General features: G+C 72.3%; 24 protein-coding genes, 1 tRNA gene and 3 pseudogenes. 12 read left to right on the top strand and 16 right to left on the bottom strand.

Annotation, left to right across the window (positions count from 1 at the left end; all coding sequences use genetic code 11):
* Positions 1 to 741 precede the first annotated feature (741 nt).
* Both ACFOYX_RS11955 and ACFOYX_RS11950 read right to left on the bottom strand, forming a co-directional pair.
* Complete coding sequence (locus tag ACFOYX_RS11955) at positions 742 to 1119, bottom strand: FmdB family zinc ribbon protein (protein ID WP_377533984.1); 378 nt, start codon at positions 1117 to 1119, stop codon at positions 742 to 744.
* Between the two features lie 40 nt (positions 1120 to 1159).
* Positions 1160 to 1825, bottom strand: a complete 666-nt coding sequence (locus ACFOYX_RS11950; protein WP_322439708.1) for a 5-formyltetrahydrofolate cyclo-ligase — start codon at positions 1823 to 1825, stop codon at positions 1160 to 1162.
* Positions 1826 to 1908: 83 nt separating this feature from the next.
* Between ACFOYX_RS11950 and ACFOYX_RS11945 the strand changes: the two genes are divergently transcribed.
* The 6 genes from ACFOYX_RS11945 to ACFOYX_RS11920 all read left to right on the top strand — a co-directional run bounded on the left by ACFOYX_RS11945 (position 1909) and on the right by ACFOYX_RS11920 (position 8398).
* Positions 1909 to 4128 carry a diguanylate cyclase gene (locus tag ACFOYX_RS11945; protein WP_322439707.1) on the top strand — a complete coding sequence of 740 codons (2220 nt, stop codon included), beginning with the start codon at positions 1909 to 1911 and terminating at the stop codon, positions 4126 to 4128.
* Between the two features lie 9 nt (positions 4129 to 4137).
* Entirely contained in the window at positions 4138 to 5139 is a 1002-nt protein-coding gene (locus tag ACFOYX_RS11940; protein WP_322439706.1) for a UTP--glucose-1-phosphate uridylyltransferase, read from the top strand.
* Positions 5136 to 6449: a gephyrin-like molybdotransferase Glp gene (glp, locus tag ACFOYX_RS11935; RefSeq protein WP_322439705.1), complete on the top strand. Its 1314-nt coding sequence runs from the start codon at positions 5136 to 5138 to the stop codon at positions 6447 to 6449. Before ACFOYX_RS11940 ends, glp begins: the two co-directional genes overlap by 4 nt.
* A gap of 88 nt (positions 6450 to 6537) precedes the next feature.
* Entirely contained in the window at positions 6538 to 7146 is a 609-nt protein-coding gene (locus ACFOYX_RS11930) for a GNAT family N-acetyltransferase (protein WP_201749451.1), read from the top strand.
* A gap of 178 nt (positions 7147 to 7324) precedes the next feature.
* The gene (locus ACFOYX_RS11925) at positions 7325 to 8119 is read left to right on the top strand and encodes a hypothetical protein (RefSeq protein WP_322439704.1); all 795 of its coding nucleotides are present in this window, start codon (positions 7325 to 7327) and stop codon (positions 8117 to 8119) included.
* 205 nt (positions 8120 to 8324) lie between these two features.
* A tRNA-Ala gene (locus ACFOYX_RS11920) sits at positions 8325 to 8398 on the top strand.
* Positions 8399 to 8472: 74 nt separating this feature from the next.
* Here ACFOYX_RS11920 and ACFOYX_RS11915 read toward each other — a convergent pair.
* The 6 genes and pseudogenes from ACFOYX_RS11915 to ACFOYX_RS11890 form a co-directional block, all read right to left on the bottom strand.
* Positions 8473 to 8898 (bottom strand): hypothetical protein, encoded by a 426-nt coding sequence (locus ACFOYX_RS11915; protein WP_377533983.1) that lies wholly within the window; start codon positions 8896 to 8898, stop codon positions 8473 to 8475.
* A 204-nt stretch (positions 8899 to 9102) separates the two neighbouring features.
* Positions 9103 to 9153, bottom strand: a pseudogene (locus ACFOYX_RS11910) (hypothetical protein); the annotation flags it as partial.
* Positions 9154 to 9417: 264 nt separating this feature from the next.
* A pseudogene (locus tag ACFOYX_RS11905) lies at positions 9418 to 9614 on the bottom strand (excisionase family DNA-binding protein).
* Positions 9611 to 11213, bottom strand: a pseudogene (locus ACFOYX_RS11900) (replication initiator). Before ACFOYX_RS11900 ends, ACFOYX_RS11905 begins: the two co-directional pseudogenes overlap by 4 nt.
* A gap of 938 nt (positions 11214 to 12151) precedes the next feature.
* On the bottom strand, positions 12152 to 12556 hold the full coding sequence (locus ACFOYX_RS11895; RefSeq protein WP_322439703.1) for a DUF4440 domain-containing protein: 405 nt from the start codon (positions 12554 to 12556) through the stop codon (positions 12152 to 12154).
* A gap of 112 nt (positions 12557 to 12668) precedes the next feature.
* Entirely contained in the window at positions 12669 to 13079 is a 411-nt protein-coding gene (locus ACFOYX_RS11890; protein WP_322439702.1) for a GNAT family N-acetyltransferase, read from the bottom strand.
* A gap of 315 nt (positions 13080 to 13394) precedes the next feature.
* On the opposite strand from ACFOYX_RS11890, the gene ACFOYX_RS11885 reads away from it, so the two are divergent.
* Positions 13395 to 13592: a hypothetical protein gene (locus tag ACFOYX_RS11885; protein ID WP_322439701.1), complete on the top strand. Its 198-nt coding sequence runs from the start codon at positions 13395 to 13397 to the stop codon at positions 13590 to 13592.
* Positions 13593 to 14240: 648 nt separating this feature from the next.
* Here ACFOYX_RS11885 and ACFOYX_RS11880 read toward each other — a convergent pair.
* Positions 14241 to 14432: a general stress protein CsbD gene (locus tag ACFOYX_RS11880; RefSeq protein ID WP_109799948.1), complete on the bottom strand. Its 192-nt coding sequence runs from the start codon at positions 14430 to 14432 to the stop codon at positions 14241 to 14243.
* Positions 14433 to 14734: 302 nt separating this feature from the next.
* On the opposite strand from ACFOYX_RS11880, the gene ACFOYX_RS11875 reads away from it, so the two are divergent.
* Positions 14735 to 14920 carry a ribonuclease gene (locus tag ACFOYX_RS11875; protein ID WP_109799959.1) on the top strand — a complete coding sequence of 62 codons (186 nt, stop codon included), beginning with the start codon at positions 14735 to 14737 and terminating at the stop codon, positions 14918 to 14920.
* A gap of 121 nt (positions 14921 to 15041) precedes the next feature.
* On the opposite strand, the gene ACFOYX_RS11870 is transcribed toward ACFOYX_RS11875, so the two are convergent.
* Positions 15042 to 15551, bottom strand: coding sequence for an FBP domain-containing protein (locus ACFOYX_RS11870; protein ID WP_322439700.1), 510 nt, complete (start codon positions 15549 to 15551; stop codon positions 15042 to 15044).
* A gap of 741 nt (positions 15552 to 16292) precedes the next feature.
* On the opposite strand from ACFOYX_RS11870, the gene ACFOYX_RS11865 reads away from it, so the two are divergent.
* Positions 16293 to 16817, top strand: a complete 525-nt coding sequence (locus tag ACFOYX_RS11865; protein WP_322439699.1) for a DinB family protein — start codon at positions 16293 to 16295, stop codon at positions 16815 to 16817.
* Between the two features lie 123 nt (positions 16818 to 16940).
* On the opposite strand, the gene ACFOYX_RS11860 is transcribed toward ACFOYX_RS11865, so the two are convergent.
* A complete protein-coding gene (locus ACFOYX_RS11860) occupies positions 16941 to 17597 on the bottom strand; it encodes a 4'-phosphopantetheinyl transferase superfamily protein (protein WP_322439698.1) in 657 nt (218 codons plus the stop codon).
* Positions 17598 to 17881: 284 nt separating this feature from the next.
* On the opposite strand from ACFOYX_RS11860, the gene ACFOYX_RS11855 reads away from it, so the two are divergent.
* A complete protein-coding gene (locus tag ACFOYX_RS11855; protein WP_322439697.1) occupies positions 17882 to 18100 on the top strand; it encodes a hypothetical protein in 219 nt (72 codons plus the stop codon).
* A gap of 53 nt (positions 18101 to 18153) precedes the next feature.
* On the opposite strand, the gene ACFOYX_RS11850 is transcribed toward ACFOYX_RS11855, so the two are convergent.
* From ACFOYX_RS11850 to ACFOYX_RS11840, 3 genes are all read right to left on the bottom strand, one after another.
* Positions 18154 to 18933: a peptidase gene (locus ACFOYX_RS11850; protein WP_109799943.1), complete on the bottom strand. Its 780-nt coding sequence runs from the start codon at positions 18931 to 18933 to the stop codon at positions 18154 to 18156.
* A 2-nt stretch (positions 18934 to 18935) separates the two neighbouring features.
* The gene (locus ACFOYX_RS11845; RefSeq protein WP_322439696.1) at positions 18936 to 20219 is read right to left on the bottom strand and encodes a VWA domain-containing protein; all 1284 of its coding nucleotides are present in this window, start codon (positions 20217 to 20219) and stop codon (positions 18936 to 18938) included.
* Between the two features lie 335 nt (positions 20220 to 20554).
* On the bottom strand, positions 20555 to 22261 hold the full coding sequence (locus ACFOYX_RS11840) for a dolichyl-phosphate-mannose--protein mannosyltransferase (protein ID WP_377533982.1): 1707 nt from the start codon (positions 22259 to 22261) through the stop codon (positions 20555 to 20557).
* A gap of 83 nt (positions 22262 to 22344) precedes the next feature.
* Here ACFOYX_RS11840 and rsmI point away from each other — a divergent pair, with 83 nt between their 5' ends.
* Complete coding sequence (gene rsmI, locus ACFOYX_RS11835; protein WP_322439694.1) at positions 22345 to 23193, top strand: 16S rRNA (cytidine(1402)-2'-O)-methyltransferase; 849 nt, start codon at positions 22345 to 22347, stop codon at positions 23191 to 23193.
* A gap of 10 nt (positions 23194 to 23203) precedes the next feature.
* Here the strand turns inward: rsmI and ACFOYX_RS11830 are convergent, their stop codons facing one another.
* On the bottom strand, positions 23204 to 24094 hold the full coding sequence (locus ACFOYX_RS11830) for a hypothetical protein (RefSeq protein WP_322439693.1): 891 nt from the start codon (positions 24092 to 24094) through the stop codon (positions 23204 to 23206).
* A gap of 150 nt (positions 24095 to 24244) precedes the next feature.
* Between ACFOYX_RS11830 and metG the strand changes: the two genes are divergently transcribed.
* Positions 24245 to 26047 (top strand): methionine--tRNA ligase, encoded by a 1803-nt coding sequence (gene metG / locus ACFOYX_RS11825; RefSeq protein WP_322439692.1) that lies wholly within the window; start codon positions 24245 to 24247, stop codon positions 26045 to 26047.
* 64 nt (positions 26048 to 26111) lie between these two features.
* Here metG and ACFOYX_RS11820 read toward each other — a convergent pair whose 3' ends face one another.
* On the bottom strand, positions 26112 to 26963 hold the full coding sequence (locus tag ACFOYX_RS11820) for an alpha/beta hydrolase (protein ID WP_322439691.1): 852 nt from the start codon (positions 26961 to 26963) through the stop codon (positions 26112 to 26114).

Genomic DNA, 26963 nt, shown 5'->3' with positions numbered 1-26963 from the left:
CGCGAGCACCGCCCGCTCCTGGCGGGGTGTCAGGTCCAACGCGAACCGGTACGCCTGCACCACACTCAACCGCTCCCGGCCCGCCACGCGCAGCACGATAGCCACCCGGTACGACATTCACCCGCAAACCGCCACCGTCCCGCCGTCACCACAGCGGCGCCGCCGACCACCGGATCTCCCTCACGATGCGCCATCCACACCGCAAGCCACTCCTCCAAGGCCACCAACACACACCAACCGGGAACACTCGGCAGCCCTCGCTCGCCGTCACGCCAGCGCCTTCCCGTCTCGGCCGTTCCGGCGCCGCCGTCCGGCCAGCGCCCGGTCAGCAGGGTAGGAGCAGGAGACCCGGGAGGCAGGCGAGCGCCGGCCCGCCTATGGACAACCGGCCCGCCTGTCCGAACGGGGCCGGACAAGCTCTCAGCGTGGACAACCCGCGGCGGCAGGCCATGTGTTACGGGCGAGCGGCTTCGTGGGGCCGGCGCCGAGCGGACGGTCGACCGGGCTCGGCGAGCCGGGCCGCGGCCCTCGACGCCGGTGACAGCCGAAGCGGATCGGGCCGGTTAAGCGCATGATCGACTCCGGCTCGCCGACATGGGGGAGTCAGCCGGACTTGGTATACCCCGACTTGGCGTCCTTGAATGAATCATCGCCCGGACGCGAGCCAGCGTGCCAGCGTGCCACCCACGGGCCTGAGCGAGCCAGCGGACCGACGGACGCGGGCCAGGCGAGACAGCTGGGTCAGGACGAGGAGCTGGACGTGCTGGCGGCCGGGGCCTTGGTGGTTCCGCCGCTGGTCGAGCCGGACGAGCCGTTCGACGTGCTGGTCGAGGGATTGCTCGAGGAGCCGGAGTCGCCGCCGGAGGTGGACTCCGACTTCGCCGGCTTGCTCGGGGTGCCCGCCGGGGTGTCCGAGCCCGACGAACGCGAGTCGGTGCGGTAGAAGCCGGAGCCCTTGAAGACGATGCCGACCGAGTTGAAGACCTTGCGCAGCCGCCCCTCACACGCGGGGCACTCGGTCAGCGGCTCGTCAGAGAAGGACTGCACCGCCTCGAGCTGGTGGCCGCACGCGGTGCAGGCGTACTGGTACGTGGGCACGTTCTCCTCCGGATCTGGCACGGCCGGTTGGCACTCGACGTATTCGAGTGCCAATGGTGCGTCATCGGGCCCGGGTTCGTCCAGCGGAAGCGGGCGGTCCCACACCGGGTGCCTCCGCAAGGGTACGCAGCCCGTCGGCGGGCGTGATCACGGCGCGTACCGGCCGGTCGTGCGGCTGGGCGGGGACGCTCGCCACCAGCTCCCCGTCGTGCAGCAGCGCCACCGTGACGGTCGTCACGGGCACCCGGGCCAGCGCCCGGTCGTACGAGCCGCCGCCGCGGCCCAGCCGCAGCCCCCGGTGGTCCACCGCGAGGGCCGGGACGACCACCAATCCGGCGTCGGCCACCGCGGACCGCCCCAGCCGGGGTCCGACGGGCTCACGCAGCCCACGCCCGGCCGCCACCAGCGACTCTGGGTCCGTGTACGCCGCCCAGTCCAGGTCCAAGTCGTCGCGGAGCACCGGCAGCAGCAGCTCGGCCGCCGGCTCCAGCGCCGCCCGCAGCACCGCCGGCAGGTCCGAACCGCCCGGTTCCGAGGCGACCGGGACGTACGCGGTCATCCGGGTCGGACGCAGCCGGCGTACCAGGGAGACCAGCTCGGCCTGCACGCGCGCCGCCGCTTCCGCACGCCGGGCGGCGGTCAGCGACCGGCGGTGGGCGAGAAGTGCGATCCGCATGTCCCGCTTCGCCCCATGCGTCACATCCGCTCCATCAGAAAATTCCGGCACGCAACACTCCTGACGCAACGCTTGCCTCCCCGTCGCTCTGTGTCAGCATCGCAGCATCGGGCGCGGAACTTCCGGGGGGAAGCTTGACGCTACGCGGGCGGTTGACGGCGGCCTTCCTCGCGGTGGTGCTCGGCCCCGTCCTGCTCGGCGCGTTCTTCGTCGGCTCGACCATGTCGGCCCTGGACCGGGGCCGCTCCACCGAGCGGCTCGGGCTGGCCGCCGCCGGGGTGCGTACCTCCGTGGACGCGCTGTGCCAGCAGTTGCGCGCGGCGGCCGACGCGGTCGCGCTGGTCGCCGACCCCGCCGCCCGGCCCGGCGCGGCCACCCAGGTGGTCGGCCGCGGCCTGGCCGCCGCCGTCCGGGTCACCGACACCGCCGGCCGGACCACCTACGTCACGCCGGGCGGGCCGGACGAGCCCTGGCAGGACTGCTCCGGCGACCCGTCGGCCGCCGGGCCGGTCCGCGCGCTCGCCGCCCGGGTCCAGCTCCGCGACCCCGCCGGCGCCGACCTGGGCACGGTCGCCGCCGCCCAACCCGTCGACCCGGCGTTCGTCGCGCGGCTCGCCGCGGTGACCGGCGTCGCGGTCACCCTGCTCGACCACGCGGCCGGGCCCGTCCGGGTCACCCACACCACCGAGAACCGGGGGGTACGCCCGGCGGTGCTCGCCGCCGCCGACCGGGTCGACGGGGACCGGGTCACCGAGACCGCCGACGGCCGGTACGTCCGCCGGGCCGGCCCCGCCCCGGGGCAGCCGCTGCCGCTGGTGCTCTCCGTCCCGGGTGAACGCCCACCCGGCCTCTACGCCGCGCTGGTCGCCGCGGTGGTGCTGGCCGCGCTGCTGGCGGTGCTGGCCGCCGGGCGGCTGGCCCGGGTCACCACCCGGCCGCTGGTGGAGCTGGCCGGCGCGGTGGACCGGGTGGCCCACGGCGACTTGAACACGCGGGTCCCGGTGCGCAGCCGGGACGAGATCGGCCGGCTGGCCCTCGCCTTCAACCGGATGACCCGGGAGACCGGCACCTACGTGACCGCCCTGACCAGCAGCCGGGACCAGCTGCGCGGACACCTCGCGGTGCTCGGCGACACCCTGGCCAGCACCCACGACCTGCAACGCATCCTGCGGGTGATCCTGCACAGCGCGATCGCGGCGACCGGCGCCCGGGCCGGGGCGGTGCTGCTGCTCGACGCCGGTGGTGTGCTGGTCGGGCAGTGCGCCGAGGGGCTGGAGGGACGCTGGCCGGCGGCGGACCCGACGGACGCGGCGACGCTGCGGGTGCCGGTCGGCGCGGGAGTCGTCGGCGCGGTGGTCGCCACCGGGGAGCCGCTGCGCGGCCGATGGGAGCCGGCGACCGCGCCGACCGGCGAGCCGCTCTGCGAGACGTACATCGCGGTGCCCTTCGCCGCGCCCGGGGCGGCGGAGCTGGGCGGGCGCGGCGGCCCCGACCGGCCGGGACACCCGCCGGCCGACGCGGACGGCGACGGCGGCGGCGCGGCCGGCGGGACGCTCGGGGTGCTGGCCCTCTACGACCGGGTGGGCGCCGACGAGTTCGACGACGACGACCTGGAGACGCTGCGCACCTTGGCCGGGCACGCCGCGGTCGCGGTGGACAACGTGCGGGTGCACGAGGAGGCGCAGCGGCTGTCGCTCACCGACCCGCTCACCGGGCTGTGGAACTACCGCTACCTGCGCGAGTCGATCCGCCGGGAGGTGGAGCGGGCCAACCGGTTCGGCCGGATGCTCAGCGTCCTGGCGCTGGACCTGGACCGGTTCAAGGACGTCAACGACACCTGGGGCCACGCCGCCGGGGACGCCGTCCTGGTGGAGTTCGCCCGCCGGGTACGCGGGGAGATCCGCGAGGTGGACCTGGCCTTCCGGCACGGCGGCGAGGAGTTCGTGGTGCTGCTGCCGGAGACCGACGCCCGGGGCGCGGCCATCGTCGCGGAGCGGCTCGGCGCGGTGGTCCGGGGCGGCCCGGTCCCGGTGGACGGGCACTCGGGCGAGCCGGTGCTGGTGCCGGTGACCGTCTCCATCGGCATCGCCGTCTACCCCGACCACGCCGCCACCGGGCAGCAGGTGCTGGACGCGGCGGACGACGCGCTGTACGCGGCCAAGGCCGCCGGCCGGGACGGCTATCGGCTGGCCCAGCCGCCGGACCCGACGCCCACCCAGGAGATCCCGGTGGTGGCCGGGGCGGTCAGCCCGCCAGACGGACTGCCCCGGGCCGGTGCCGTGGACGCCGCGGCCGGGCCCCCGGGCGGCGCGTCTTCCGGTCCTCACCCGCCGCGGCAGAGCCGTGGCCGATAGTCTCGCGACATGTCGGAGCACTCAGCGAATCCCTCAACGACCGCCGCGACCGGTCGTCCGCACGCGGTCAAGGCCGTCATTCCGGCCGCCGGCCTGGCCACCCGGTTCCTGCCGGCCACCAAGGCGGTGCCGAAGGAGCTGCTGCCGGTGGTCGACCGGCCGGTGCTGCAGTACATCGTCGAGGAGGCCACCCAGGCCGGCATCGGCGACGTCCTGCTGATCACCGGCCGGGGCAAGACGTCGATGGTGGACCATTTCGACAGCCGCCCGGACCTGGAGGCCAAGCTCGAGGAGAAGGGCGACGCCAAGACGCTCGCCGCCGTACGCCGCCCCAGCGAGCTGGCCGAGATCTACACCTGCCGCCAACCCGAGCAGCTCGGCCTCGGCCACGCCGTCGGGTACGCCGAGTCGCACGTCGGCGACCAGCCCTTCGCGGTGCTGCTGGGCGACGAGTTCGTCAAGCTCGACCAGCCGCTGCTGCCGGCCATGCTGGAGCTGCAGGCCCGCACCGGCGGCGTCGTGCTGGCGTTCTTCGAGGTCGACCCGGCCGACACCAAGCGGTACGGGATCGCCTCGGTCGAGCCGGCGGAGGCCGAGCTGACCGACATCGGCGAGGTCGTCAAGGTGACCGGCATGGTGGAGAAGCCGAAGCCGGAGGACGCGCCGAGCAACCTGGCCGTCCTCGGCCGGTACGTGCTGCCGGGGAAGATCTTCGACGCGATCCGCCGGACCGAGCCGGGCAGCGGCGGCGAGATCCAGCTGACCGACGCGATGGAGCTGCTGCGTACCGAGGGGGTGCCGGTGCACGCCATCGTCTACCGGGGCACCCGCTACGACACCGGCATGCCGCTCGGCTACCTGCAGACCGTGGTCCAGATCGCCGTCGAGCGGGAGGACCTGGGCCCCGAGTTCCGCAAGTGGCTGGCCGAGTTCGTCAACAAGGGCGACGAGACCGTCACCTCGGCGATCCTGAACGGGGTGCGCAACGCGTCGGGCGGTCCCAATACATGACCGCGACGGCCGACGCCGAGGCGGCCGCGAACGGGTTGACGCCGCTCGCCGACTACCTGGGCAGCGTGCTGCGCAGGTTACGCGCGCTGCCTCCGCTCGACCTCGACCTCACCCAGGCGTACGGCAATGTCCTCGCCGAGGACGTCCTCGCGCCGCACTCGTTCCCCGCCTTCGATCAGGCGGCGGTGGACGGGTACGCCGCGCGCTGGGAGGACATCTCCGGAGGGAGCCGGGGGCCGGGATACGTCCCGGCCCCCTCCGGTACGCCCGGTGGGCGCAGCATCCGGCTGAACGTGGTCGGCGACCTCGGCGCGGCGAGCTGGCGGCCGGTCCGGCTCACCCCGGGCTCGTGCTTCTCCGTCGCCGCCGGGGCGCCGCTGCCCATCGCCGCGGACGTGGTGGTCCCGGTGGAGTGGACCGACCAGGGCATGGCCGCGGTGGAGATCTTCCGCGCCCCCAAACGGGGGTACGGCGTCCGCCGCGCCGGTGAGGAACTGCCCGCCGGCACCCTGCTCGCCCGCGCCGGCACGTACGTCTCGCCGGCGCTGGTCGCCGTCTTCGCCGCCACCGGCATCGGGCACGTGGTGGTCCGGCCGAGCCCCCGGGTGGTCATCGTGGCCACCGGCGACGAGCTGGTCGACGTGGGCCGGGGCAGCCAGCCCGGCCAGGTGGTGGACGCCAACTCGCACGCGCTGACCGCCGCCGCCGCCGAGGCGGGCGCGCTGGCGTACCGGGTGGGGATCTGCGACGACGACCCGGAGGGGCTGCGCGGCCTGCTGGAGGACCAGACGCTGCGGGCCGACCTGATCATCACCACCGGCGGCACCGGCACCGGCCCGGGCGACATGGTCCGCCGGATCCTGTCCCGGCGGGAGGGCGGCCGGGCCGGACCGGTGACCTTCACCGACGTCGCCCTCTATCCCGGAACGGCCCTCGGATTCGGTACGGTCGGCGCCGAGGAGGTGCCGGTGGTGTGTCTTCCCGGGGAGCCCGGCGCGGCGCTGATCGGCTTCGAGGTGTTGGCCCGGCCGGCGATCCAGCTGCTGGCCGGCGCGGAGCCGGTGTTCCGGCCCAGCGTCCGGGCGCACCTGCTGGAGACCCTCTCCTCCCCGGTGGGGCTGCGCGAGTTCCGCCCGGCGCACGTGGCCGAGCGGCGCGGCGGCGGGTACACGGTGCAGCCGCTCAGCGGGGGACCGTTCACCCTCTCCGGCCTCGCCGAGGCGAACGGGCTGCTGGTGCTCGGTGAGCGGGTCACCACCGCCGCCGCCGGCTCGACTGTGGACGTGCTCCTGTTGGACCGGCGTCGGTGAGCGCGAGGAGTGAGCTCGCGAGCCCCGCAGCCGTGCGCGGAAGGCAGGCTCGGTGAGCTGGTTCCAGCGGCCGCCCGGCTGGCCGGCGGTGCTGGTGGACGGTCCGGTGGTGCTGCGGCCGTACCGGCGCTCCGACGCGGCCGCCTGGTCGGAGGTGCGCCGCGCCAACCGGGCCTGGCTGTCCCCTTGGGAGTCGCACCTGCCCGGGAGCTGGGACGAGTCGAACTCGCCCGCCGCGTTCCGCTACGTCCACGCCGACCAGCGCCGCTCGGCGCGTACCGGCGACGGCATGCCGTTCGCCGTCTGCCTGCGCGAGCAGGGGAAGGAGCGGTTGGTCGGCCACCTCAACATCGGCAGCATCGTCCGGCGGGCGTTCTGTTCCGGGTACGTCGGCTACTGGGTGGACTCCCGAGTGGCCGGTCGCGGGGTGATCCCCACCGCGGTGGCGCTCGCCGTGGACCACGCGTTCGGCCCGGGCGGACTGCACCGGGTCGAGGTGAACATCCGGCCGGAGAACCGGCCGTCCCGGCGGGTGGTGGAGAAACTCGGCTTCCGCGAGGAGGCCTACCACGTCCGCTACATGCACATCGACGGCGCCTGGCGGGACCACATCGGATACGCGATGACCAACGAGGAGGTTGCCGCCGAGGGCGGGCTGCTGGCCCGCTGGCACCGCGTACGTGACAGCGCGGGGTGAAGGGTCCCACCCCCGACGCCCGGCGCGGCGCACGGTCAACCCGGTCGGCGGCCCGTAACCTCAAGTAACTGCAAGCTTTGGCAAGCGCTGCCCGCCCGCAAGATCTGCGCCGTGGACGACCATCCGGGGAAGATTCTGCGGCCGAGCGGCGGTTGCTCCGAACTCGGTGACGGGAGGGGTGAGGGTGCCGACCTCGGTGCTCCTCGCCGTCCTCGCCGCCGCCGGCCTGCTCGCCCTCGCGCCGGCGCTGGTCCGCCGGTACGACGCCACCGAGCGGCTGGTGGCGGAGCGGGCGCAGTCGACGGCGCGGGTGCTCCAGCGCCGCCGGCGGCGCCGCACTGTGCCGGGACGGCGCCCGGTCAACCCGTCCCGCTCCCTGATCGTCACGCTCAGTGAAGACCCGAACACCGGGAGTCTGGCCGCCCCGGTCTCGGCGCCGCCCGGCCCGCGTCGCCCGAACCGGCTGCGCGCGGTGCCGCCCGCCCCGAACCGGTCCCGCCGACGGCACCCGCCGAAGCGGCGCCACCACACCCCGGCGATCTACCGTCGCCGCCGGGTGCTCGCCGCGCTGCTGCTGCTCAACTTCGTCGAGCTGATCGGCGTGGTCGTGGTCAGCCCCGGGTTCTGGATCAGCGTCTCGGTCACCGGGATGCTGCTGGTGGCGTACGTCGTACACCTGCGGCAGCGTGCCCTCGCCGAGCGCCGGCGGCGGCGCGCGGAGGCCCGGGAGGCGGCCTGGCTGGCCGCCCGGCAGGCCGAGGTGCGCCGCGAGCAGGCCCGCCGCGCCGCCGCCCGCCGGGAGGCCCAGCGCCGCCTGGCCGCCCAACGCGAGGCGGTCCGGCGTACGGCGATGGGCCTGGACCGCCCCGCCGACCTTCCGGCCGCCGCGGCCGGCGGCTCGGTCTCCTACCGCCGCACCGGCGGCCTCCGCGGCCGCCCCTACCAGTCCGGCCGAGGCTCCCACTCGGCCTGACCCGGCCGCCTCCGGTTGATCGACTCCGTTTGCGGGACGTTCCGGCATCCCGGCCCGCCTCGGACACCGCAACCTCCCGTCTGCCGAGTGGATCAAGGCTGGGTCGTCGGAGGGGCGATTCGCGGTCGAGGTGCTCGACCTGTTAGCCTTGTCGCCGGCCCGCCCGGTGAAAGCCGGGTGGGACCGACGCCGGTTCGCCGGCGGAGGGGCTGTGGCGCAGACCGGTAGCGCACCTCGTTCGCATCGAGGGGGTCAGGGGTTCAAATCCCCTCAGCTCCACCCCAGGTCAAAGGCCGTTTCCGCTAGTCGGAGACGGCCTTTTTCGATCTTGTACAGCAGTGAAGTACCGCAGCTCACAGGAACTGCTCGCCGAGCTGGCCAGCGTGTTCCTGGTGTCGCTGCTGATCTTCTCTACGCGAGCGCAGGGCAGTGGTGCAGATGGCCGGCAGGGGCAGGGTCGCGTCTGACGCCTCGGTCTTGGTTTCGCGGTGCAGGGGCTGCCGGCGGATGCGCTGGAGCTGGTAGGCCACCGACAGCTCGTTGGCGGCCAGGTCGACGTCCTCCCACCGCAGGCCCAGCACCTCGCCCCGGCGCAGCCCGAGGACCAGGATCAGCACGTACGCGGCGTAGAGCGGGTCGCCCTCGGCGCGGGCCGATTCCAGGAACTGGCGAACCTCGTCGACGGACCACGGCTTGTCCTTGCGCGCGCGGGGCTTGGCCACCCGAAGCAGTGCCGCCGGGTTGCGGGTCAGCAGCTCGTCCCGGACGGCGTTGTGCATGGCGGCGCGGAGCGTCGTCCAGGCGTCGCGGGCGGTCCGTTTCGGAGACGGTTCGCTGGCAGCAGCGGCCGGCGGCGCAGCACTTCCGCTTGTCCTCGGGTCGTACGGCGTCCTTGCCCTGTAGGCAGCACTGGCAGTAGACCGCAGCTGGTTGAGCCAGGTCTGCACGTCCCGAACCGTCAGCTTGTCCAGGCGGCGGGAACCCAGCTCGGACGCGATGTAGAGGCGGACGAACATGTCGTAGTTGGCCGCCGTCGTGGGGGCGAGGTTCGGCTCGACGACGTCGCGGAGCCACGAGTCGAGGTAGTCGGCGAGGGGTGGGCAGGCGGGTGACGACCGGGCGGGCCTTGGCCTGCTGGTGCAGTTTGATCCACTTGTCGTGGACGGCCTCGCGGGTCTTGCCGTAGACGTACTTGCGAGTGCGTTTGCCGTCGGGCTTGGTGACCCAGACGTAGGCGGCGAAGCCGTTACGGTACGGGAAGATCGAGCCTTCGCCGTTGGCGCGGGTGTGGGCGGGCATCAGGCGGCCTCCTGGCGTTCGACCTGTTCGCGGCTGTAGTCGTCGACCCATTCGGGGACGATGCGGCGTACTTGCCGTCCTTGATGGAGCGCAGCTCGCCGGTGGCGATCTTCATCTTGACCTTGGAGATGCCGAAGCCGAGCAGGACGGCGACCTCGCCAGTTGAGTACCAGCGCGGGGTGAGGTCATGGCTCATGTGGCGGCCCCGGTGAGCCAGGCTTCGTGGGCGAGTTCTTCCCGGCCGATGCGTCTGCTTTCGCGTCGCTGCCGCGCGGCGGTGTTGGCCAGGAGTGCGTCGCCTTCGGTGAGCCATCCGGAGCCGGCGTAGCTGAGAACGCCGACCATTGCTGTGTCGGTGGCGTCGTCGTCCTCGGTTCGGCGGTAGGTGGCGCGGGTATCGCGGAGCAGGCCGAAGGTGATGGAGTAGCGGCGGGCTTTGGTGAGGAAGTGGCCGCCGAAGCCGAGCATGTGGGCCCAACGGCGCAGCCCGCCGTAGACGTTGGGTTTGGTGTCAAGGCTGTCTTGACGGTTGCTGGCGGTTACGGCGCCGCTGGTCGTGTCGCTGTGGGTGGGCCTGCCGAGGTGCCAGCAGGCGTCGATGAGGCGGGCGAGGTGGTCGCCTTCCGGGTCGGCGTAGTCGTCGACGGTGGCCGGGGTGAGGCGGGTGAAGGAGTGGCCGGTCGCTTCGGTCGCCGTGGTGGCGTACTTGGCCAGGTAGGCGGCCACCTTGCCATCGGTCAGCTCATCGCTGGCGCTGTTGATACGCCGGACGTCGACCTGCTCGCCTCAGGCCACGACCCACCCGCTCGGCTGGTCGGGGTGCGGGGGTGTGGTGACGGTGATCCGGCGGGCGGCGGCATGGACGGCTTCCTCCAGGTCGTCAACGGTGATTCCGGCCGGCGGCGGCACGAGCGCGTCCAAGTCGTCGGGGTCGACGCCGTCGAGGCGCAGCAGGGCATGGAAGTGCACGGCCGCTCGGCGCTGCATCTCGGCGACCTTGCCGTGCGACACCCGTACGGGCGGCACCCAGCGGACCTTGCCGGAGGCGGTGACGACCCGAACGAGCGGGATGCCGCGTCGGCGGCAGAGCGCGGCGAGGTGGCGTTCGATCGCCTGCTTGGTGCGCCGCCACAGGTCGCCGGAGAAGTAGTTCCAGACAACCTGTCGTGGTCGTGGTCGTAGCAGTCCAGGCACAAGGGCTGGCCGCGCCGCGGATCGTCGGCGTCGTGGCGGGCGAAGCACGCCGCGCGCTGCCCGTGCGGGCAGGTGCCGGCGCTGCTGCGGGCGCGGCAGGGGGCGGGGCGGCAGTCGCAGCGCTGCCGGGTGGCGCAGGTGTGGCGGGGGACGTGCCGGTGGTGGACCGGGCCGAAGGACGGGGCGGTGAAGGTGGCGAAGACGACCGGGTGCTGGCCGACCGAGCGGGGACGCCCTTGCCGCCGGTCAGGCCGCAGCGGACCACTTGGTAGGCGTCGCCCTGGTAGGCCCAGGCGCAGTCCGGGCTCTGCGATTCGCGGCGGTTGCCGCACGCCTTGTAGAGCGTCTGGTCGGGCAGCTCGTCGGTGTGCTGCTCTGTCAAGACCCGGCCGGTGTCACGGTCGACGGCGGTGATGGTGCCGGTGAGGCGGATAGGGCGGGCGCAGCCGCCGGCGGGGCGGGTGTGCTCCAGCCAGCCGGAGAACTCCGGCGTGGCGGCGCGGTGCAGGGCTTGGGCGTCCCGGCCGACGGCGAGGCCAGGCCGGTACAGGGCGGGCGGGGTGAACACGACCGGAATTGAGCGTTTTGTGATCGTTGACATGCGATCCAGCGCTATACCACGACCGGGGTTTCTGAAAGCATCTGGGCGCTCAAGTCCCTCGCTGACGATGACGTCGCCATGGGTGGGTACCACATCGGCAGCCACCGGCCGAGTGGAAGCACGGGTGGCGGTGGGATTGCGGGCCGCCCGGCCACAGGAGGAGGGGATGCCTGGCGGTGATCACGCGCGGTTTCGGCGGCCGCAGACGTGACGACACCGATCTCCCGCCTTGTCAGTACCGCACGGACGACTTCAGCCTTGTCCTGCTCGGGAGACGGCACCGACTCTCCCCTTCGCTCTCGGCGCTTTGGCGTCATCCCCTTGAACCCGACGTGGGAGACCCGAAGTGCACACTGGCGAGCAGCTCGACCGCCTGGTGTTTCTGGCCGGCTGACACTTGCCGCGGCCACGCCCACTAACAACGCACCAGCTCCCAGCTTTGAAACACGGCCTACGACGAGGACCGCTCCCAAGCCCGCACCGCCCACGGCCCGCAGGCCATGGCCGCACTACCTGACCTCGCGATCGGTCAGGCTCTACGCCGGGCGCGGCGACCGGGATGTGGTGCCCGAGCACACGCAGTGGTGCCGCGAGCAGGTGGCCGCCCATGGCGGCGCCGTGGACGTGGTCAACCTCGGCGACGTCGACCACATCGGCGCCGCCATCGGCGGCTGCCGATGATCCGCACCTGGTTCCTTCAGCTGAAATCCGATCGATAGCACCACCATGGCGGTACCGCCGTCGTACGCGAGCCGCCCGGAGCCGCCGGCACCACGTGGGATTCCGTCGTCTCCCGGAGAATTCAGGCGCACAGGTCCAAAATCTCGACCAATGAAGCGCAGTGGTATTACCCAACCGACGGCCCGTTCACCTGAGGCTTGAGCGTGGAAACCCAATCTTCGTGATACGGGCAGTTTCACCACGTGGCGGCCACGTGTTCAGGCGGGCTGTCGCACCGCCGTCCCAAGAGCATTGTCGATCAGGTACCGCCAGCGTCCATCCGCGCCGCGGCGCACGACATCACTTGCCGAGCCTTCGAGGTGTACGTGCTCGCCGTCGGGACCTGTGCCATCAATTGACCAGTCTAGCACGATCTGGGCGATATCGCCGGCAACGAACACATGGCGCGCCTTGGCCTTCAGCGGCAGACCGAGACTGATATCGCGCTCGAGTTCGGCAGCGATCTCAGTGGGATCAGTGACGGGTCGCCCGTCTCTCGCGACGAGCACGACCCCCGGCTCGAACTGGGCCATCATTGCGCTGACCTTGCCGGAGTTAAATCGCTCAACCAGCGACGCGACGACGCCTTCGGGTTCAGTGGCGAGTGAATAGGACTCAGACATTTCGGCTCCCTGTTCGTGTTGGTTGAACGGTCCGGCCACAACTGGACGGCCTCGTCCAGTGGGCCTGAACCTTCTCAGCGGTCGGCGCGCGTTCAGACGCGTCGACGCGTGCTCAATGCCCATGCCCGGCTGTGTGCGACCGAGGGAATGCCGGGTCTAGAACGTCGGCATATTCCGGATGAGCATTCACGAATGCTGCGCCGAACGGACACGTGACGGTGGCGGTCTTTCCTTGCATGCGCAGCTCGTCGAGGACGCCGCCGATGAGCCTGGCGGCTACTCCCTTCCCCCGGAACTCGGGGAGCACGGATGTCGCCAACAGTACGACGCGGTTCCCGACCTTACTGTAGACGAGCCCAGCGGCTGTCCGGCCCGTTATCGCGGCCTCGTAGATGCCGAGCGCGCTGTTGTCGGTGATGACGAAGTCTTCCACGTCGGGCGCGGTGGCTCCAGACAGGTCCGAGCCACCCAAATCTTGCCGGGCACTGGTCAACGTGATCATGTCCTCGGCGTTGGCCGCCATTGTTGTCTCCTGAATCTCGCGTCTGGTCAGCGACCTAGGGGTGCCCAGTCAGGTCGGATGAAGTGGCAGGAGTTTCCTGCCTCGGACTATTGCGTAACCGACGTCGGAGACGTTGGCATCATCCGGGTTCGCCACGATTGACCGGATTCTTGGCGCTCACATCACCGGGAAGTCGTCCGTGCGGTACTGGCCGGGCGGGAGGTGGGTGTCGTCGCGTCTGCGGCCGCCGAAGCCGCGTGTGATCACTGCCATGCGCCCGTCCCCAAGTGGCCGGGCGGCCGCGATCCCGCTGCCACCCGTGCTTCCACTCGGCCGGTGGATGTCGATGTGGTACACGCCCATGACGTCATCGTCAGCGAGTGCCCCGGTGATGAGATTCTCCCCGGTGGGCACGTGGTCGCCCGCAATCCGGGATATATCAACTGGACCATCGCGTCCAGAATAGCCTGGCGTGGCACCGGTCGGCAAACCTCGCTGGCCATCGGTGGTTTAGAGCAGCAGCAGCGCGCCTAACGGTCGTGGCGGTGCGTCCTTATCTGGCGGATGCCTCCGAGTATAATGGACGATAGCGTCCATAGAGTGCGGTTAGAGATTGTTCCGAGTTGGTCGTTCGACATGTCGTAGCCGCTGCGAGATGGCGGCGGCCAGTGTCTTGCCCGATGTCAGGAGAATTCGATGGACCCTGTTCCCTCCGCTCGGGACGTTGTCGATGGCCAGCCGGTCGATGCGGTGGACATGATCGCCGCCCTGACCGCGGCACAGCTTGTGTTGCAAGACGGTGCAACGCAATCATTCACGGCGGGTGGTCGAACGACCTACGTCGACAGGGGCACACCGTCAGCTGGCGAGTGGTCTGTTACGGGTGACGGGACCTTCGCTTCATTCTGGCCGCCGACGTACCGGGCGGCGTACACGGTTCGGTGGATCGTCGAGGACGGAGTGCGGGTGGGCGTCAGCTTCACGGATACACGCCGGCACGGTATTCGGCGTTGTTATGACGTGGTTGGCGCACCGCTTCCGAGCGACGGCTAAATGCCGTCCGCCGGCTTCCCGCCGCCAGGCCGCTTCCGCTGGTCGGAGACGGCCTTTGTCGATCTTGCGCAGCAGCGGAGTACCGCACCGCCCCCGGCATGCAGGCCGGGGCCGGCGGGTCGTGCCGGGTCAGCTGGTGAAGTTGTCCCTCGTGTTCCTAGCGTCCTCCTGGACGTGCTCGCCGGGCTGCTTGCCCTCGGCCTCATCCCGACGCATCGCCCGCTCCGCCTGCGACCGCTCGTCCTGGTTCATGTCGCCCATTCGCGCCCTGGCCGGGCCGGCCACTTGCTCGACCTTGTCGTTCGCCCTCTCGAAGCTCATGTCGACTCCCTGTCGTGTCGGCGGACGGGGGCGCCGTCCGCCCTCCCGACCAGCGTCCCCGCCGGCCGGTGGGTGAAAACCCCTGGTCAGCTCCCGAACAGGAAGTCTTCGAGCAGCGACGATCGGCCGCGGTGCGGCTGGTCCAAGTAGCGGCGAAGGTGACGGGCGGCGCTGCAAGGGAGGGCCTTGCTGGTAGCCGTCACCGCCCGCTTCAAGATGTCGTTGCGGGTGTTGCTGCTTGAGCCTGATGTTGTCGCCGGTGCGGCCGTTTGCTGATACAAGTGCAGGGTAATGGGGCGGTCATGACAACCCCTGAGAATCGGCGGCAGGAGGAGCAAGCGCTCGAGACCGGCGAGGTGTATCAGGATGCCGAGGGACGCCGAACCACCGACCCGGGCGCCGCGGCTGCGCACGCACACAGCGAAGCCGACCGCAACGCCGAGCACCTGGAGCGTGGCGAGGTTGGTCCGGGCACCCCGGAGAAGTAGCTGCCAAGTGAGTCAGGACCTCGCCGGTTCGCTCCCCGGCTGGGCCGCCACCCCACCGGGGGTTCCCGGAACATCAAGGCCCGTGCTGGGCCGACTGACAGCAACGCCGACAGCATGGCCCTCACACCAGGTTCGACGCGAGCACGTTGTCGATGAACAGGCCGACCTGCCGACGGAGCCGGTCGACGCGCTCGGCCTGGTCGATGGTCTCGTTCATCCGCCCGATCGCATCTGACTTTCGCAGCCCACGTACGTAGAGCGAGCATTGCAGGTCGGCGCACATGTAGGTGCCGACGCTGTTGCCGTTGCGGCCGGCCGCCCCAGCGAGCGGTGCCGAGAAGAGCGCGACGCCCGAGGAGGCGTGCAGGGTCATGCACAGCGAGCACATCGTGCTCTTCGTGAGCGACTTCGCCGACTTCGCCGCCGCCCTCAGCACGATGCCGACCAGACGATCGCCGGCCTGGGTGACCAGGCAAGCGCGGTCGGGTGCCTTGGGATCGCGCCAGCCGAGGAAATCGAGGCGGTCGAAGTCAACCGTGGCGAGCGGCCCGGGCAGTGCGATCCGAGCCCGCTCGCCCCGAGTGCAGTTGACGAAGGACGCACGCAGTTCTGCCTCGGTGACCTGGTTCATGGGCCCGACGGTAATTGCGGGCACCCGCTCCGGCGAGGGATTAACGGCCAGGACGGGGACCAGGATGGCCGTGACCAGGGTCGGAAACCGCCGCCGGGGGCCGCCGGGCGCCGAGGCCGTGGGCTGGGGCGAGTCGCCCGGCTCGTCGTCCCGTTCCTGGGTGACCCGCGGCCGGACGTCTCGACCTGCGGCTGCTACTGGCGGTGCATGTCGGTGGATCCCAGGCGGCTGGTGCCGCCGTGTCCGTCCCTCTGCGGCGAGCGTGGTCTCTAGTCATCGTCGATGACTGGCTCAGCCCAAGCCGCGTGCACGAACTCCGATGTCCAGGAGAAGCCGTCCGACTCGCCAAGGAAAGCTTGACAGCGGCAGCGATCAGATGCTGCCCGGCGGGCACGATCGCGACGTGCTGCCGGACTCGCCTCGCGTGGCGGATCCGGTACCTCAGACCCTCGATGTCGACGACTCCGCACTCGTCGCCCGGTGCCTCCACCGAGGTCGACTCCACCGCCACCGACCAGCCTTCCTTGTCGGCCTTGTAGAGCCACACCTCGAAGGCACGCTGCTTGCCGTCCTGCTCTGACACCCGGGCGATGATCTCGATCGGATCCGTTCGGTTGTCCATCTTGTCCTCCGCCGCTCGGCCGAGAGTGCACCCTAGCGGTTCGGGGTGGTGCGGGCCGCCTGGTGAGGGGAGGTCACCCACGGGTCGGCGATCCGCCGGCGGGATGGCAGACTCCATTCATGCAGCAGCCACCTGCCATCACCCCGGAGACCGCCGACTGGACCTTCGTCATCACCGAGGGCTGCGCGGAGTGCGGCTTCTCCTCGCAGGACGTCGCATCGACCGGTGAGCGCCTGCGCGCCGCGATCCCGACCTGGCGGGCTGCCCTGGCCCGCAGCGACGCCGCAGTGCGCCCGGAGCCGACGGTCTGGTCCCCGGTGGAGTACGCCTGCCACGTCCGCGACACCTGCCGGATCTTCCGTGAGCGGCTGGAGCTGATGCTGCGGGAGGACGACCCGGTCTTCGCCAACTGGGACCAGGACGCGACCGCCGTCGAGGAGGACTACTTCCACCAGACCCCGGCCGTGGTTGCCGATCAGTTGGCCGCGGAGGCGGAGGCGACGGCGGCGGCGTTCGACGCCGTCCGGGCGGACCAGTGGGAGCGGCCGGGCCGGCGCAGCAACGGCTCGGTGTTCACGGTGCGCACCTTCGCGGTCTACTTCCTGCACGACATCGAGCACCACGTGCACGACGTCACCCGCTGAGGTCCTGGCTCCGCCTGTCGGCTCGTGCCGGCCGGTCAACGCCTTGGCGCACCCGGCCGGCACCCCGCCGTCAGTCGCAGGGCACCGACGGTACCGGTGACGGACAAGCCATCCGCCACGGCCTCAGGACAGCGGCAGCACCGCGGCGGTGCGGACCAGGTCGGCGTCGACGCTGAACCGCCCGGTGACCAGCGCCGGCGGGTCGGCGACCGGGGCGGCGTGGAGCCGGGCCGGCGCGATGCGGGCGATGAACGTCCCGGCGTCCGGGTCGAGGGTCACCCGGGCGTCGTGGAAGTCCAGCCAGGTGCCGACGACCGGGTGCCAGAGCTTGTAGACGGTCTCCTTGGCGCTGAACACCACCGCCGGCCAGGACACGCCGGTGGGCAGCCCGGCGAGGTCCGCCTCCTCCTCGGGCAGGCAGATCATCCGGCGTACCCCGGCATTGAGCTCGCGGTGCCGCTCGGCGTCCAGGCCGACCGACCGGATCTCGCCGGACCGGGCCGCGGCCGCCGCGCAGTAGCCGTGGGTGTGGGTGATGGCGCCGACCACGCCGGCCGGCCAGACCGGGGACCGGTCGGGCGCCGCGGGCACCGGCGCCGCCGGCAGCCCGAGCGCGGCCAGCGCCCGCCGGGCGCAGACCCGGCCCGCGGTGAAGTCGCGCCGGCGGCTCGGCACCGCGCGGTCGGACAGGCAGGTCAGCTCGGCGGGGAGCAGGTCGCCGGCCCAGTCGTCGGGACCGGCCACGGCCACCGCGACCGCCGGCGGCAGCAGGTCACGCACCACCCACCTCCTTCAGGTACGACCGCAGCCGCGCCATCTCGGCGCCGGAGCCGGTCGGTCGGCACCGGCAGGTCACCTCCACCGGGGCCATGACCGGTGAACGTACCGCAGTGATGTAACGCCGGAGAGTTGCGTGGCGCTGTTCGGGCGTCACCGGGGGGGACCGAGATCCACATTCGACGGCGGCGCGAGTCGAGTGCCGGCCGGGTTGTCCGGGCGAACTGAGGGGATATGGGATGACAGGTGGGGACGAATCCGGACCGCAGCCGGGCGAGCATACTCCGGTGACTCCCGACTGGACCTGTGGCACCTGCGGTGACGACTGGCCCTGCCACACCAAGCGGACCCGGCTGCTCGACGAGTACCGGGTCGACCGGGCCTCGCTGAGTGTCTATCTAGGATCGTGCCTCGCCGCCGCCAGCCAGGACCTGCGCGCCGCGCCGGTCTCGTCCCTTCAGGACCGGTTCATCGGGTGGGTGCCGCGGAATCCGCGGACCGCCTGACCTCCTCCACGTGGTGGCCGCCCCGGAGCGGCGGAACGGCCACCACGGGCGGTTCACCGGCGGCGGGGCCGCCGCGTCAGGGCGAAGCCGACCACCCCGGCCACCGCGGCGAGGATGCCGCCGGCCGTGGTCCAGACCCAGCGTGAACCGGGCTCGGGGAGCCAGCCGGTGAGGCTGCTCTCGTCCTCCGCCACGGGCTCGGCGGTCGGCTCGGTGGTCAGCACCGTCCCGGCGCGGTTGTTCGGCACCAGCGGCGCCGCCAGTTCCCCGTCGTCGTCGGACGCGCCGCCCTCGCCGTCCGCCGCGACCAGCAGGTCCACGTCGATCGGCAGGCCCAGATCCGGCTCCGGCAGGTCGACCACGGAGAGCCGGACGTAGTAGGTGCCCGGCAGCGGGTCGGCGGACCACGGTTCGGCCCACGGCCGGACCCGGCGCAGCGTGCAGCCGAGGGTCACGCTGGTCGCCGCCGCGGCCACGGTCGGGGTCTGGGCCCCGGCCGTGCAGGCCTGCCGGCGGCGCAGCCCGTCGAAGACGTCGACCGTCCAGGTGGAGCTGCCGCTGCGGCCCTTCGGAAAGGTGACCGTGGCGCTGACCTCGTGGACCTGCCCGGCCTCGGCCGGGAAGGCCCAGTAGAGGTGGTCACCGGTCGAGGCGCCGACCCGGACCGGCTGGCCGGCGGTGATCGCGGTGGCGGTGAGGAAGGACGTGCCCGCCTTGGTGACCGTCGCCGCGCCGGGCGAGGGGGTGGGCGTGGGGGCGGCCGAGGCGGCGGCCGGTGCGAGGGTCAGTCCGGCGGCGACCAGCGCCGCGGCGGACCTGAGCAGGGTACGCATCCTCAGTTCTCCCTCCAGGTGGCGACCCACCAGCGGGTGAGCAGCCCGGCGACCAGCCCGGTGAGCAGCCCGGCCAGGGTGAGCAGGAGCAGCAGGGCCCAGCCGCGGCCCAGGTCCGGACCGTCCGGGGCGGGGGACGAGGCGACCACGTCGACGGTCAGCTCCATCGGCATGCCGGGCGTGGCCTCGGTGCCGGGGCGGGGTGCGAAGGCGTTGCTGACCACCAGGCAGACCGTCTGCGCGGGTTGCGTACCGGTCGGCTCGGGCGTGGGCGTCGGGGTCTCCTCCGTCGCCGACCAGCGCAGGCCGGCGGAGATGACGTCGGTGCGTCCGCTGCCGGCGTCCACGCCCCGGACGATTTCCCGGCCGTCCGGCGCGGTGGCCCGCAACAGCACCCCGTAGTCCGGGTTGACCGGCCGATCCAGCGCCACGCTGACCGACGCCCGCAGCTCCTGTCCGGCCCGCACCGGCACCCGGTACCAGCGGTGCTCGGAGAACGCCTCCCGGTCGGTGTAGACGCCGGGGGCGAGCAGCGGGGCGGTCTCGCACTCCGCCGCGCCGCCGACCACCGTCGGGGTGGCCGTGTAGGTGTCCCGGGCCCGGTCCACCAGTTGCTTGATCCGGCCGGTCAGCTCGTCCGCGCTCTGCGCCGCCGTGTACGTCCCGCCGGTCGCTCCGGCGATGCAGAGCAGTTGCCGGCGTACCTTGTCGTCGGGGGCCAGGCCGAGGGTGTCGACCACCAGCCGGGTGCCCTGCGCGGCCAGTTCCCGGGCCACCTCGCACGGGTCCGGCGGGGCGCAGGTGTCCTCCCCGTCGGTGATCAGCACGATCCGGCGGGCGGTGGCGCCGACGCCGAGGTCCTGGGCGGCGGAGCGGAGCGCGAGCCCCACCGGGGTGAAGCCGGTCGGCCGCAGCGTGGCCACCGCCGCCTTCGCCTGGGCCCGGTCGACCGGGCCGACCGGCACGATCTGCTGGGTGTCCTGGCAGCCCTGCTTCTTGTCCTTGCCCCGGTAGGTCGCGCCGAGCACCCGGATGCCGAGCTGGGTCTCGTCCGGCAGCGCGTCGACCACCTCGTTGAACGCCTGCTGGGCGACCGAGATCCGGCTGCGCCCGTCGATGTCCCGGGCCCGCATCGAGCCGCTGACGTCGAGCACCAGCTCGACCTTGGGCGGCTCGGCCGGGGGCTCGGTGGTCTCGTCGTCGGCCGTGGCGGGCGCCGGACCGATCAGCGCGGTCGCGGCCAGCAGTCCCAACAGGACGGCCGCCGATCGTCTCTTGTTGATCACCGGGCGAAGTGTAGTGAGATCCACTTTAGATGATCATCCGGGTCGGCCCGCCGCGGCGACCGTCGCCGCCCGACCTGATGGAGGTGCCTCCGTACCCGACGAATTCGGAAGGTTCCTGTCGGATCACCCACGGTCAGCTGCCGGATGTGAACCATTCGGCCACTGGTGCATCCGTCGGAAATCTGACCCAACTCCAGCCGTTGTGAACGTGCTGGAGTGTGGTTAAGCTCTTCATGCGCGCCCCAATCGCCCGCTTCCCCCGTGGCAGGCGATCGGGGCGCGCTTCTCTGTGCCCGGTCCGCTGCGGCGGCTGTGCGGGCCGCGCCGCTCGGGCCTCAGATCCAGCGACCGTCCAGCCACATCCGGGCCGACCAGTCCGCGTACGGCAGCAGCCGGCCGACGAAGATCGGATAGAAGTACGCGAAGCAGAGCGCGACGAGCAGCACGTACGCGCCGGCGATGATCCCGCCGACCAGCCGCCGGTCGGAGACCTGCTCCGCCGCGGGCGCGGGCTCGGCGGTCGATCCGGCCGGCGAGATGATCGCGCCGAGCACGTAGACCACCGCCAGCACCAGGAACGGCAGCGCCGGCGCGGCGTAGAAGGAGAACATCGTCCGCCCGTCCAGGGCGAACCAGAACCAGGGCAGCAGGCCGGCGGCCACGCAGAGCAGGATCGCCCCGGCCCGCCAGTCCCGGCGGGCCGCCCCGAGCCAGACCGTCGCCACCAGCGCCGGCAGGAACGACCACCAGAGCAGCGGGGTGCCCAGCAGCAGGATCTCCGAGGCGCAGCTCGGCGCGCCGCAGGCCCCCTCACCCGACCAGTAGAAGGCGACCGGCCGGCCCAGCAGCAGCCACTGCCACGGCCAGGACTGGTACTTGTGCGGGTCGTCGAGCTGGGTGTGGAAGCCGTACGCGGCCCGGTGGTACTCCCACAGGTTGATCAGCGGGCCGATGACGGGGGCGTCGCTCAGGCCGGGGGTGTTCGGGTAACGGCTGGCCAGGCGGTAGTAGCCCTCGTCACCGAGCAGCCAGCCGGACCAGGTGACCAGGTAGGTGGCGACCATCAGCACGCCGGCCGCCAGCAGCCAGGGCAGCTCGTCGAGGAGCGCGTCCCGCCACGGGCGGCGTACCCCGGCGGAGCGACGGACCCCGACCTCCCAGAAGATCACCAGCAGCGCGAAGGCCGGCAGGAAGTAGATGCCGCTCCACTTGACCGAGCAGGCGCAGCCGAGCAGCACCCCGGCGAGCAGCCGCCACCACGGCCAGTTCCGCCAGCCCGCCGGTGGCCGGCCGGCCCGCCCCGGGCGGGACGGGTCCAGCCCCTCGTCCAGCGCGCGGGCCCAGCGGCGCCGCCGGGCGTCCCGGTCCAGCACCAGGGCGCCGAACGCGGCCAGCACGAAGAGCAGCAGGAAGATGTCGAGCAGGGCGGTGCGGGAGAGCACCAGGTGGAAGCCGTCCAGCGCGAGCAGCAGGCCGGCCGCGCAGCCCAGCGTGGTGGACCGGAACAGCCGCCGGCCGATCCGGACCAGCAGCAGCACCGACAGCGTTCCCGCGACGGCCGCCGCGAAGCGCCAGCCGAACTCGGGGGCGGTGGTCATCAGGTGCCCCGGGACGGAGATCTTCGTCTCGGCGTCCTGGTAGCCGAAGGCCCACTCGCCGAACCCGATCAGCCACTTCCCCAGCGGGGGGTGCACCACGTACGACGGGCCGTTGTCCTTGTAGTTCCACTCGACGCCCCGGTCGATCAGGCCGTACGCGTCGCGGGCGTAGTAGATCTCGTCGAAGATCTTGCCGTTGGGGCCGCTCAGGCCGACGAACCGGAGGATCGCCGCGATCAGCACGACCACCCCGGTGGCCAGCCAGGCGTGCCCGTCGAGCCGGGCGTCGACGGTGGCGAGCCGCCGCCGGACGATCGCCGGGACGCCGCGCCCGCCCGTCGCCGCGGACTCGTCGGCCGGGCCGGCGGCGGGGTGGCCGGTCGTCGTCCGGCCCGGCTCGGACCGGCCCGCGATCACGCTCTGTGCTGTCGACGCACTCGTCACCCGGCGATCGTAGGCTGCGAAGGTGCCCGGTGGTGCCTGTCGTTTCCGAGATTGGTACCGCCGTCGATGAAGGAGTGCCATTCGTGGGTGAAGTGTCCGAGATTGGGCGGCTGATTCTGCTCGGCGCGCCGCTGGGCAACCCGGCCGACGCCTCGGCCCGGTTCCGCGAGGTGCTCGCCACCGCCGACGTGGTCGCCGCCGAGGACACCCGGCGGCTCACCCGGCTCGCCCGGGACCTGGCCGTCACGGTCCCCGGCCGGATCGTCTCCTACTTCGAGGGGAACGAGGAGCGGCGTACCCCGGAACTGGTCGAGGTGCTCACCGCCGGGTACGTGGTCGCCCTGGTCACCGACGGCGGCATGCCCAGCGTCTCCGACCCCGGGTACCGGCTGGTCCGGGGCGCGCTCGACGCCGGCGTCCCGGTCACCGCCGCCCCCGGGCCCAGCGCGGTGACCACCGCCCTGGCACTGTCCGGGCTGCCCAGCGACCGGTTCTGCTTCGAGGGCTTCCTGCCCCGCTCACCGGGCGCCCGCCGGTCCCGGCTGCGGGCCCTGGCCGCCGAGGAACGCACCCTGGTGCTCTTCGAGGCTCCGCACCGGATCACCGCCGCCCTGGCCGACCTGGCCGCCGCCTTCGGCCCCGACCGGCCCGCCGCGCTCTGCCGGGAGCTGACCAAGACGTACGAGGAGGTGGTCCGCCGGCCGCTGGGCGAGCTGGCCGACTGGGCCGCCGAGGGCGAGCCCCGGGGCGAGATCACCCTGGTGGTGGCCGGCGCGCCGCCCGCCGCCGCGGTCCGGCCCGACGACGACACGCTCCGCGCGGCGGTCGCCGAGCGGGAGTCCGCCGGGCTGTCCCGGCGGGACGCCATCACCGAGGTCGCGACCGAGTACGGGTTGCGGCGCCGCGACGTCTACGGCGTCGTGCACGGCTGACCGACACCGGTCACCAGGCGGCCGCGAGGAAGCCCAGGGTGATCAGCAGCGGCCCGGTCAGCGACACCCCGACCGCCCAGTGGCGTCGCCGCGGGTCCCGCAGCCGGGTCGCGCCGGTCCACCGGGCGATCCCGGCGCCGCAGACCAGCACCAGCAGCAGGCCGAGCAGCCAGCGCAGGTGCCGGCCGGACCCGGTGTCCGCGTACGCGGTGCCACCGTCGGCCCGGATCATCCGCGCCGGCAGCGCCGTGCCGGTGCCGGTGCGCTCGGCGGGCACCCCGCTGACCCGGACCCCGTGCGCGACGAACCGGCCCCCATCGGCGAGGAAGATCCCCCGGCAGCGCTGGGTCAGCCCGCCGCCGGTGCAGTCGGCGATCACCACGGTGCCGCCCGTGGAATGGCCGACCGCCAGCCAGAGCGGCCCGGCGCTGACCCAGGCGAAGAAGGTGGCCAGCAGGCTCAGCGCCAGCAGCGCGGCCAGCGCCGGCAGCGGGTCCGGTGGGTGGGTGCGGCGGGGGGTGGCGCGCCGGACGGCCAGCCGATCCCGCACCGACCGGCGCCGGCGCGGCTCCTCGCGCAGCGGCGTGCCGTCCCAGTGCACCTCCTCGATCGGTCGCCAGCCGGCGTCGCCGTCGCCCGGCGTACCGGTGACGGGCTGGCGCCAGTGCCCGCGGCCCGGCTGGCGGACCGGGACCCGGCGCGGGACGGCGTCCACCGGCGCCCCGGTGGTCGGCTCCACGGTGGCGGGCGCCTCGGTCGGCTCGGCCGGCTCGACCGGGACCGCCCGGGGCTGCGGGGCGACGGACCCGGCGCGGGCCGGGCGCCGCTCGTCGCCGGCCGCCGGCCCGGAGGACGGTCCGTCCTGCTCCGGGGCCGCTGGTCTGCTGGTCACGACGTTCATTTGACACTGGTACGGCGAGGCGACCGGGCAGCTCAGGCCGCGTGTCGGCGACAAATCGGACGGGGTGTCGCCGTCCCGGGCCGACCGCCGCCACCCCGAGGCCCCTATTGATTCGCCGCCACCCCGTGACGGTCACTAGGCTTGCTGGTCATGAGTCACGTTCTCGCCGCGGTCGCCTGGCCCTACGCCAACGGCCCGCGCCACATCGGCCACGTATCCGGATTCGGCGTTCCCTCCGACGTCTTCGCCCGGTACATGCGGATGGCCGGTCACGACGTGCTCATGGTCTCCGGCACCGACGAGCACGGCACGCCGATCCAGGTGCAGGCCGACGCCGAGGGCGTCACCCCGCGCGAGCTGGCCGACCGGTACAACCGGGTGATCGTCGAGGACCTACACGGCCTCGGTCTGTCCTACGACCTGTTCACCCGCACCACCACCCGCAACCACTACGCGGTGGTGCAGGACCTGTTCGAGGGGATGTACCGCAACGGCTACATCGTCCCGAAGACCACCATGGGGGCGATCTCCCCGTCCACCGGCCGGACCCTGCCCGACCGGTACATCGAGGGCACCTGCCCGATCTGCGGGTACGACAGCGCCCGCGGCGACCAGTGCGACAACTGCGGCAACCAGCTCGACCCGATCGACCTGATCAACCCCAGGTCGAAGATCAACGGGGAGACCCCGAAGTTCGTCGAGACCGAGCACTTCTTCCTGGACCTGCCCGCCCTCGCCGACGCGCTGCGGCAGTGGCTGGACACCCGGGAGGGCTGGCGCCCCAACGTGCTGCGCTTCTCCCGGAACCTGCTCGACGACCTCCAGCCCCGGGCCATCACCCGCGACCTGGAGTGGGGCGTGCCGATCCCGCTGGACGGCTGGCGGGACCGCACCGACAAACGGATCTACGTCTGGTTCGACGCGGTGATCGGCTACCTGTCCGCCTCCATCGAGTGGGCCCGCCGCTCCGGCGACCCGGAGGCCTGGCGGAAGTGGTGGTCGACCGACGGGGAGGGCAAGGACGCCCTGGCCTACTACTTCATGGGCAAGGACAACATCGTCTTCCACTCGGTGATCTGGCCGGCGCTGCTCAGCGGCTACTCCGGCGAGGGCAGCCGGGACGGCGAGCCGGGCCAGCTCGGCCGGCTCAACCTCCCCACCGAGGTGGTCTCCAGCGAGTTCCTCACCATGGAGGGGCGGAAGTTCTCCTCGTCCCGCAAGGTCGTCATCTACGTCCGGGACTTCCTCGAGCGGTACGACGCCGACGCGCTGCGCTACTTCATCGCCGTCGCCGGCCCGGAGAGCAACGACACCGACTTCACCTGGGCCGAGTTCCTCCGCCGCAACAACGACGAGCTGGTCGCCGGCTGGGGCAACCTGGTCAACCGGTCCGTCTCGATGGCGGCGAAGAACTTCGGCGCCATCCCGCCGATCGACCCGGCCGGGCTCACCGAGGCCGACGAGGCGCTGCTCGCCACCGCCCGGGCCGGCTTCGCCGCCGTCGGCGACCTGATCGCCAAGCACCGGCAGAAGCAGGCCATCGGCGAGGCGATGAAGGTGGTCGCCGAGGCGAACCGGTACCTCTCCGAGCAGGCCCCGTGGAAGCTCAAGGGCGAGGCGGACAAGCCGCGGATGGGCACCATCCTGCACGTCGCCCTCCAGGTGGTCAGCGACGCCAACACGCTGCTCACCCCGTTCCTGCCGCACTCCGCGCAGCAGATCCACGAACTGCTCGGCGGCACCGGCGTGCACGCCCCGATGCCGGTGATCGAGCAGGTCGACGACCTCGACGGGGGGCCGTCGTATCCGGTGCTGACCGGCGACTACACCGTCGGCGCGCGCTGGGAGTCGGTACCGCTGGAGGCGGGCCGGCCCCTCGCCCCGCCGAAGCCCGTCTTCCGCAAGCTCGACCCGTCCATCGTCGACGAGGAGCTGGCCCGGCTCGCCGGCTGAGCCCGAAGCGACCATGGCCGCGGCCCCCGGGAAACCCGGGGGCCGCGGCCATGCCGGTCGCGGGTCAGGCGCGAGCCATCTGCGGCGCGCCGATGAACTCCATGATCGCCTGGTTGACCTCCGTCGGGTGCGTCCACGGCGTGCCGTGCGGCGCCCCCTTCAGGGTGACCAGCCGGACGTCGGACAGCATGTTCTGCAACCGCTGACCGGTCTTCGGATACGGCAGCACGTTGTCCTTGTCGCCCTGGATGATCAGCACCGGGACGTCAATCTTCGGCAGGTCGCCCCGGAAGTCGGTCAGCCAGGCGTCCACCGAGTCGTGGGTGCCCTTCGCCGACGCGTGCGCCCCGATCTGCCAGTGCGCCCGATGCGCCTCCTCGCTCACCCACTTGCCCTTGTTCTCGCTGTAGTTGAAGAACGTGTCGCAGAACTGGGTCAGGAAGGCGAACCGGTCGGCGATGATCGCCCTCTGGAAACCGTCGAACAGGCTCTTCTCGACACCCTCGGGATTGTCCGCGGTCTTCAGCAGGAACGGCGCCAACGGGGCCATCAGCACCGCCCGGTCCACCCGGTTCGAGCCGTACGCCCCCAGGTAGCGGGTCACCTCACCGGTACCCATGGAGTGGCCGACCAGGATCGCGTTGCGCAGGTCCAGCTCGGTCATCAGCACGTCGAGGTCGGCGCTGAAGGTGTCGTAGTCGTAGCCCATCGCCGGCTGGGCCGAGGTGCCGAACCCCCGCCGGTCGTACGTGATCACCCGGTAGCCCGCGGCCAGCAGGGGACCGCTCATCTTCTCCCAGGTCGCCCCGCTGAACGGAAAGCCGTGGATCAGCACCACCGGCTGCCCGGAGCCATGGTCCTCGTAGTACAGGTCGATGGGGGCGGAATTCTCCGTCCCCACGGTGATGAAGGGCAT

This window comes from Micromonospora sp. GCM10011541, assembly GCF_042650725.1.
In the GTDB taxonomy this organism is placed as follows: Bacteria; Actinomycetota; Actinomycetes; order Mycobacteriales; family Micromonosporaceae; genus Micromonospora; species Micromonospora sicca.
The sequence above is the reverse complement of the archived record's forward strand: the minus strand, read 5'-3'. Positions and strand labels throughout refer to the sequence as shown.

Coding starts and splice junctions, on each gene's coding strand:
- ACFOYX_RS11940 (WP_322439706.1), top strand. CDS start 4,138: ATGTCGGAGCACTCAGCGAATCCCTCAACGACCGCCGCGACCGGTCGT.
- glp (WP_322439705.1), top strand. CDS start 5,136: ATGACCGCGACGGCCGACGCCGAGGCGGCCGCGAACGGGTTGACGCCG.
- ACFOYX_RS11915 (WP_377533983.1), bottom strand. CDS start 8,898: ATGCACAACGCCGTCCGGGACGAGCTGCTGACCCGCAACCCGGCGGCA.
- ACFOYX_RS11895 (WP_322439703.1), bottom strand. CDS start 12,556: ATGTCTGAGTCCTATTCACTCGCCACTGAACCCGAAGGCGTCGTCGCG.
- ACFOYX_RS11890 (WP_322439702.1), bottom strand. CDS start 13,079: ATGGCGGCCAACGCCGAGGACATGATCACGTTGACCAGTGCCCGGCAA.
- ACFOYX_RS11880 (WP_109799948.1), bottom strand. CDS start 14,432: ATGAGCTTCGAGAGGGCGAACGACAAGGTCGAGCAAGTGGCCGGCCCG.
- ACFOYX_RS11875 (WP_109799959.1), top strand. CDS start 14,735: ATGACAACCCCTGAGAATCGGCGGCAGGAGGAGCAAGCGCTCGAGACC.
- ACFOYX_RS11870 (WP_322439700.1), bottom strand. CDS start 15,551: ATGAACCAGGTCACCGAGGCAGAACTGCGTGCGTCCTTCGTCAACTGC.
- ACFOYX_RS11865 (WP_322439699.1), top strand. CDS start 16,293: ATGCAGCAGCCACCTGCCATCACCCCGGAGACCGCCGACTGGACCTTC.
- ACFOYX_RS11850 (WP_109799943.1), bottom strand. CDS start 18,933: ATGCGTACCCTGCTCAGGTCCGCCGCGGCGCTGGTCGCCGCCGGACTG.
- ACFOYX_RS11830 (WP_322439693.1), bottom strand. CDS start 24,094: ATGAACGTCGTGACCAGCAGACCAGCGGCCCCGGAGCAGGACGGACCG.
- metG (WP_322439692.1), top strand. CDS start 24,245: ATGAGTCACGTTCTCGCCGCGGTCGCCTGGCCCTACGCCAACGGCCCG.
- ACFOYX_RS11820 (WP_322439691.1), bottom strand. CDS start 26,963: ATGCCCTTCATCACCGTGGGGACGGAGAATTCCGCCCCCATCGACCTG.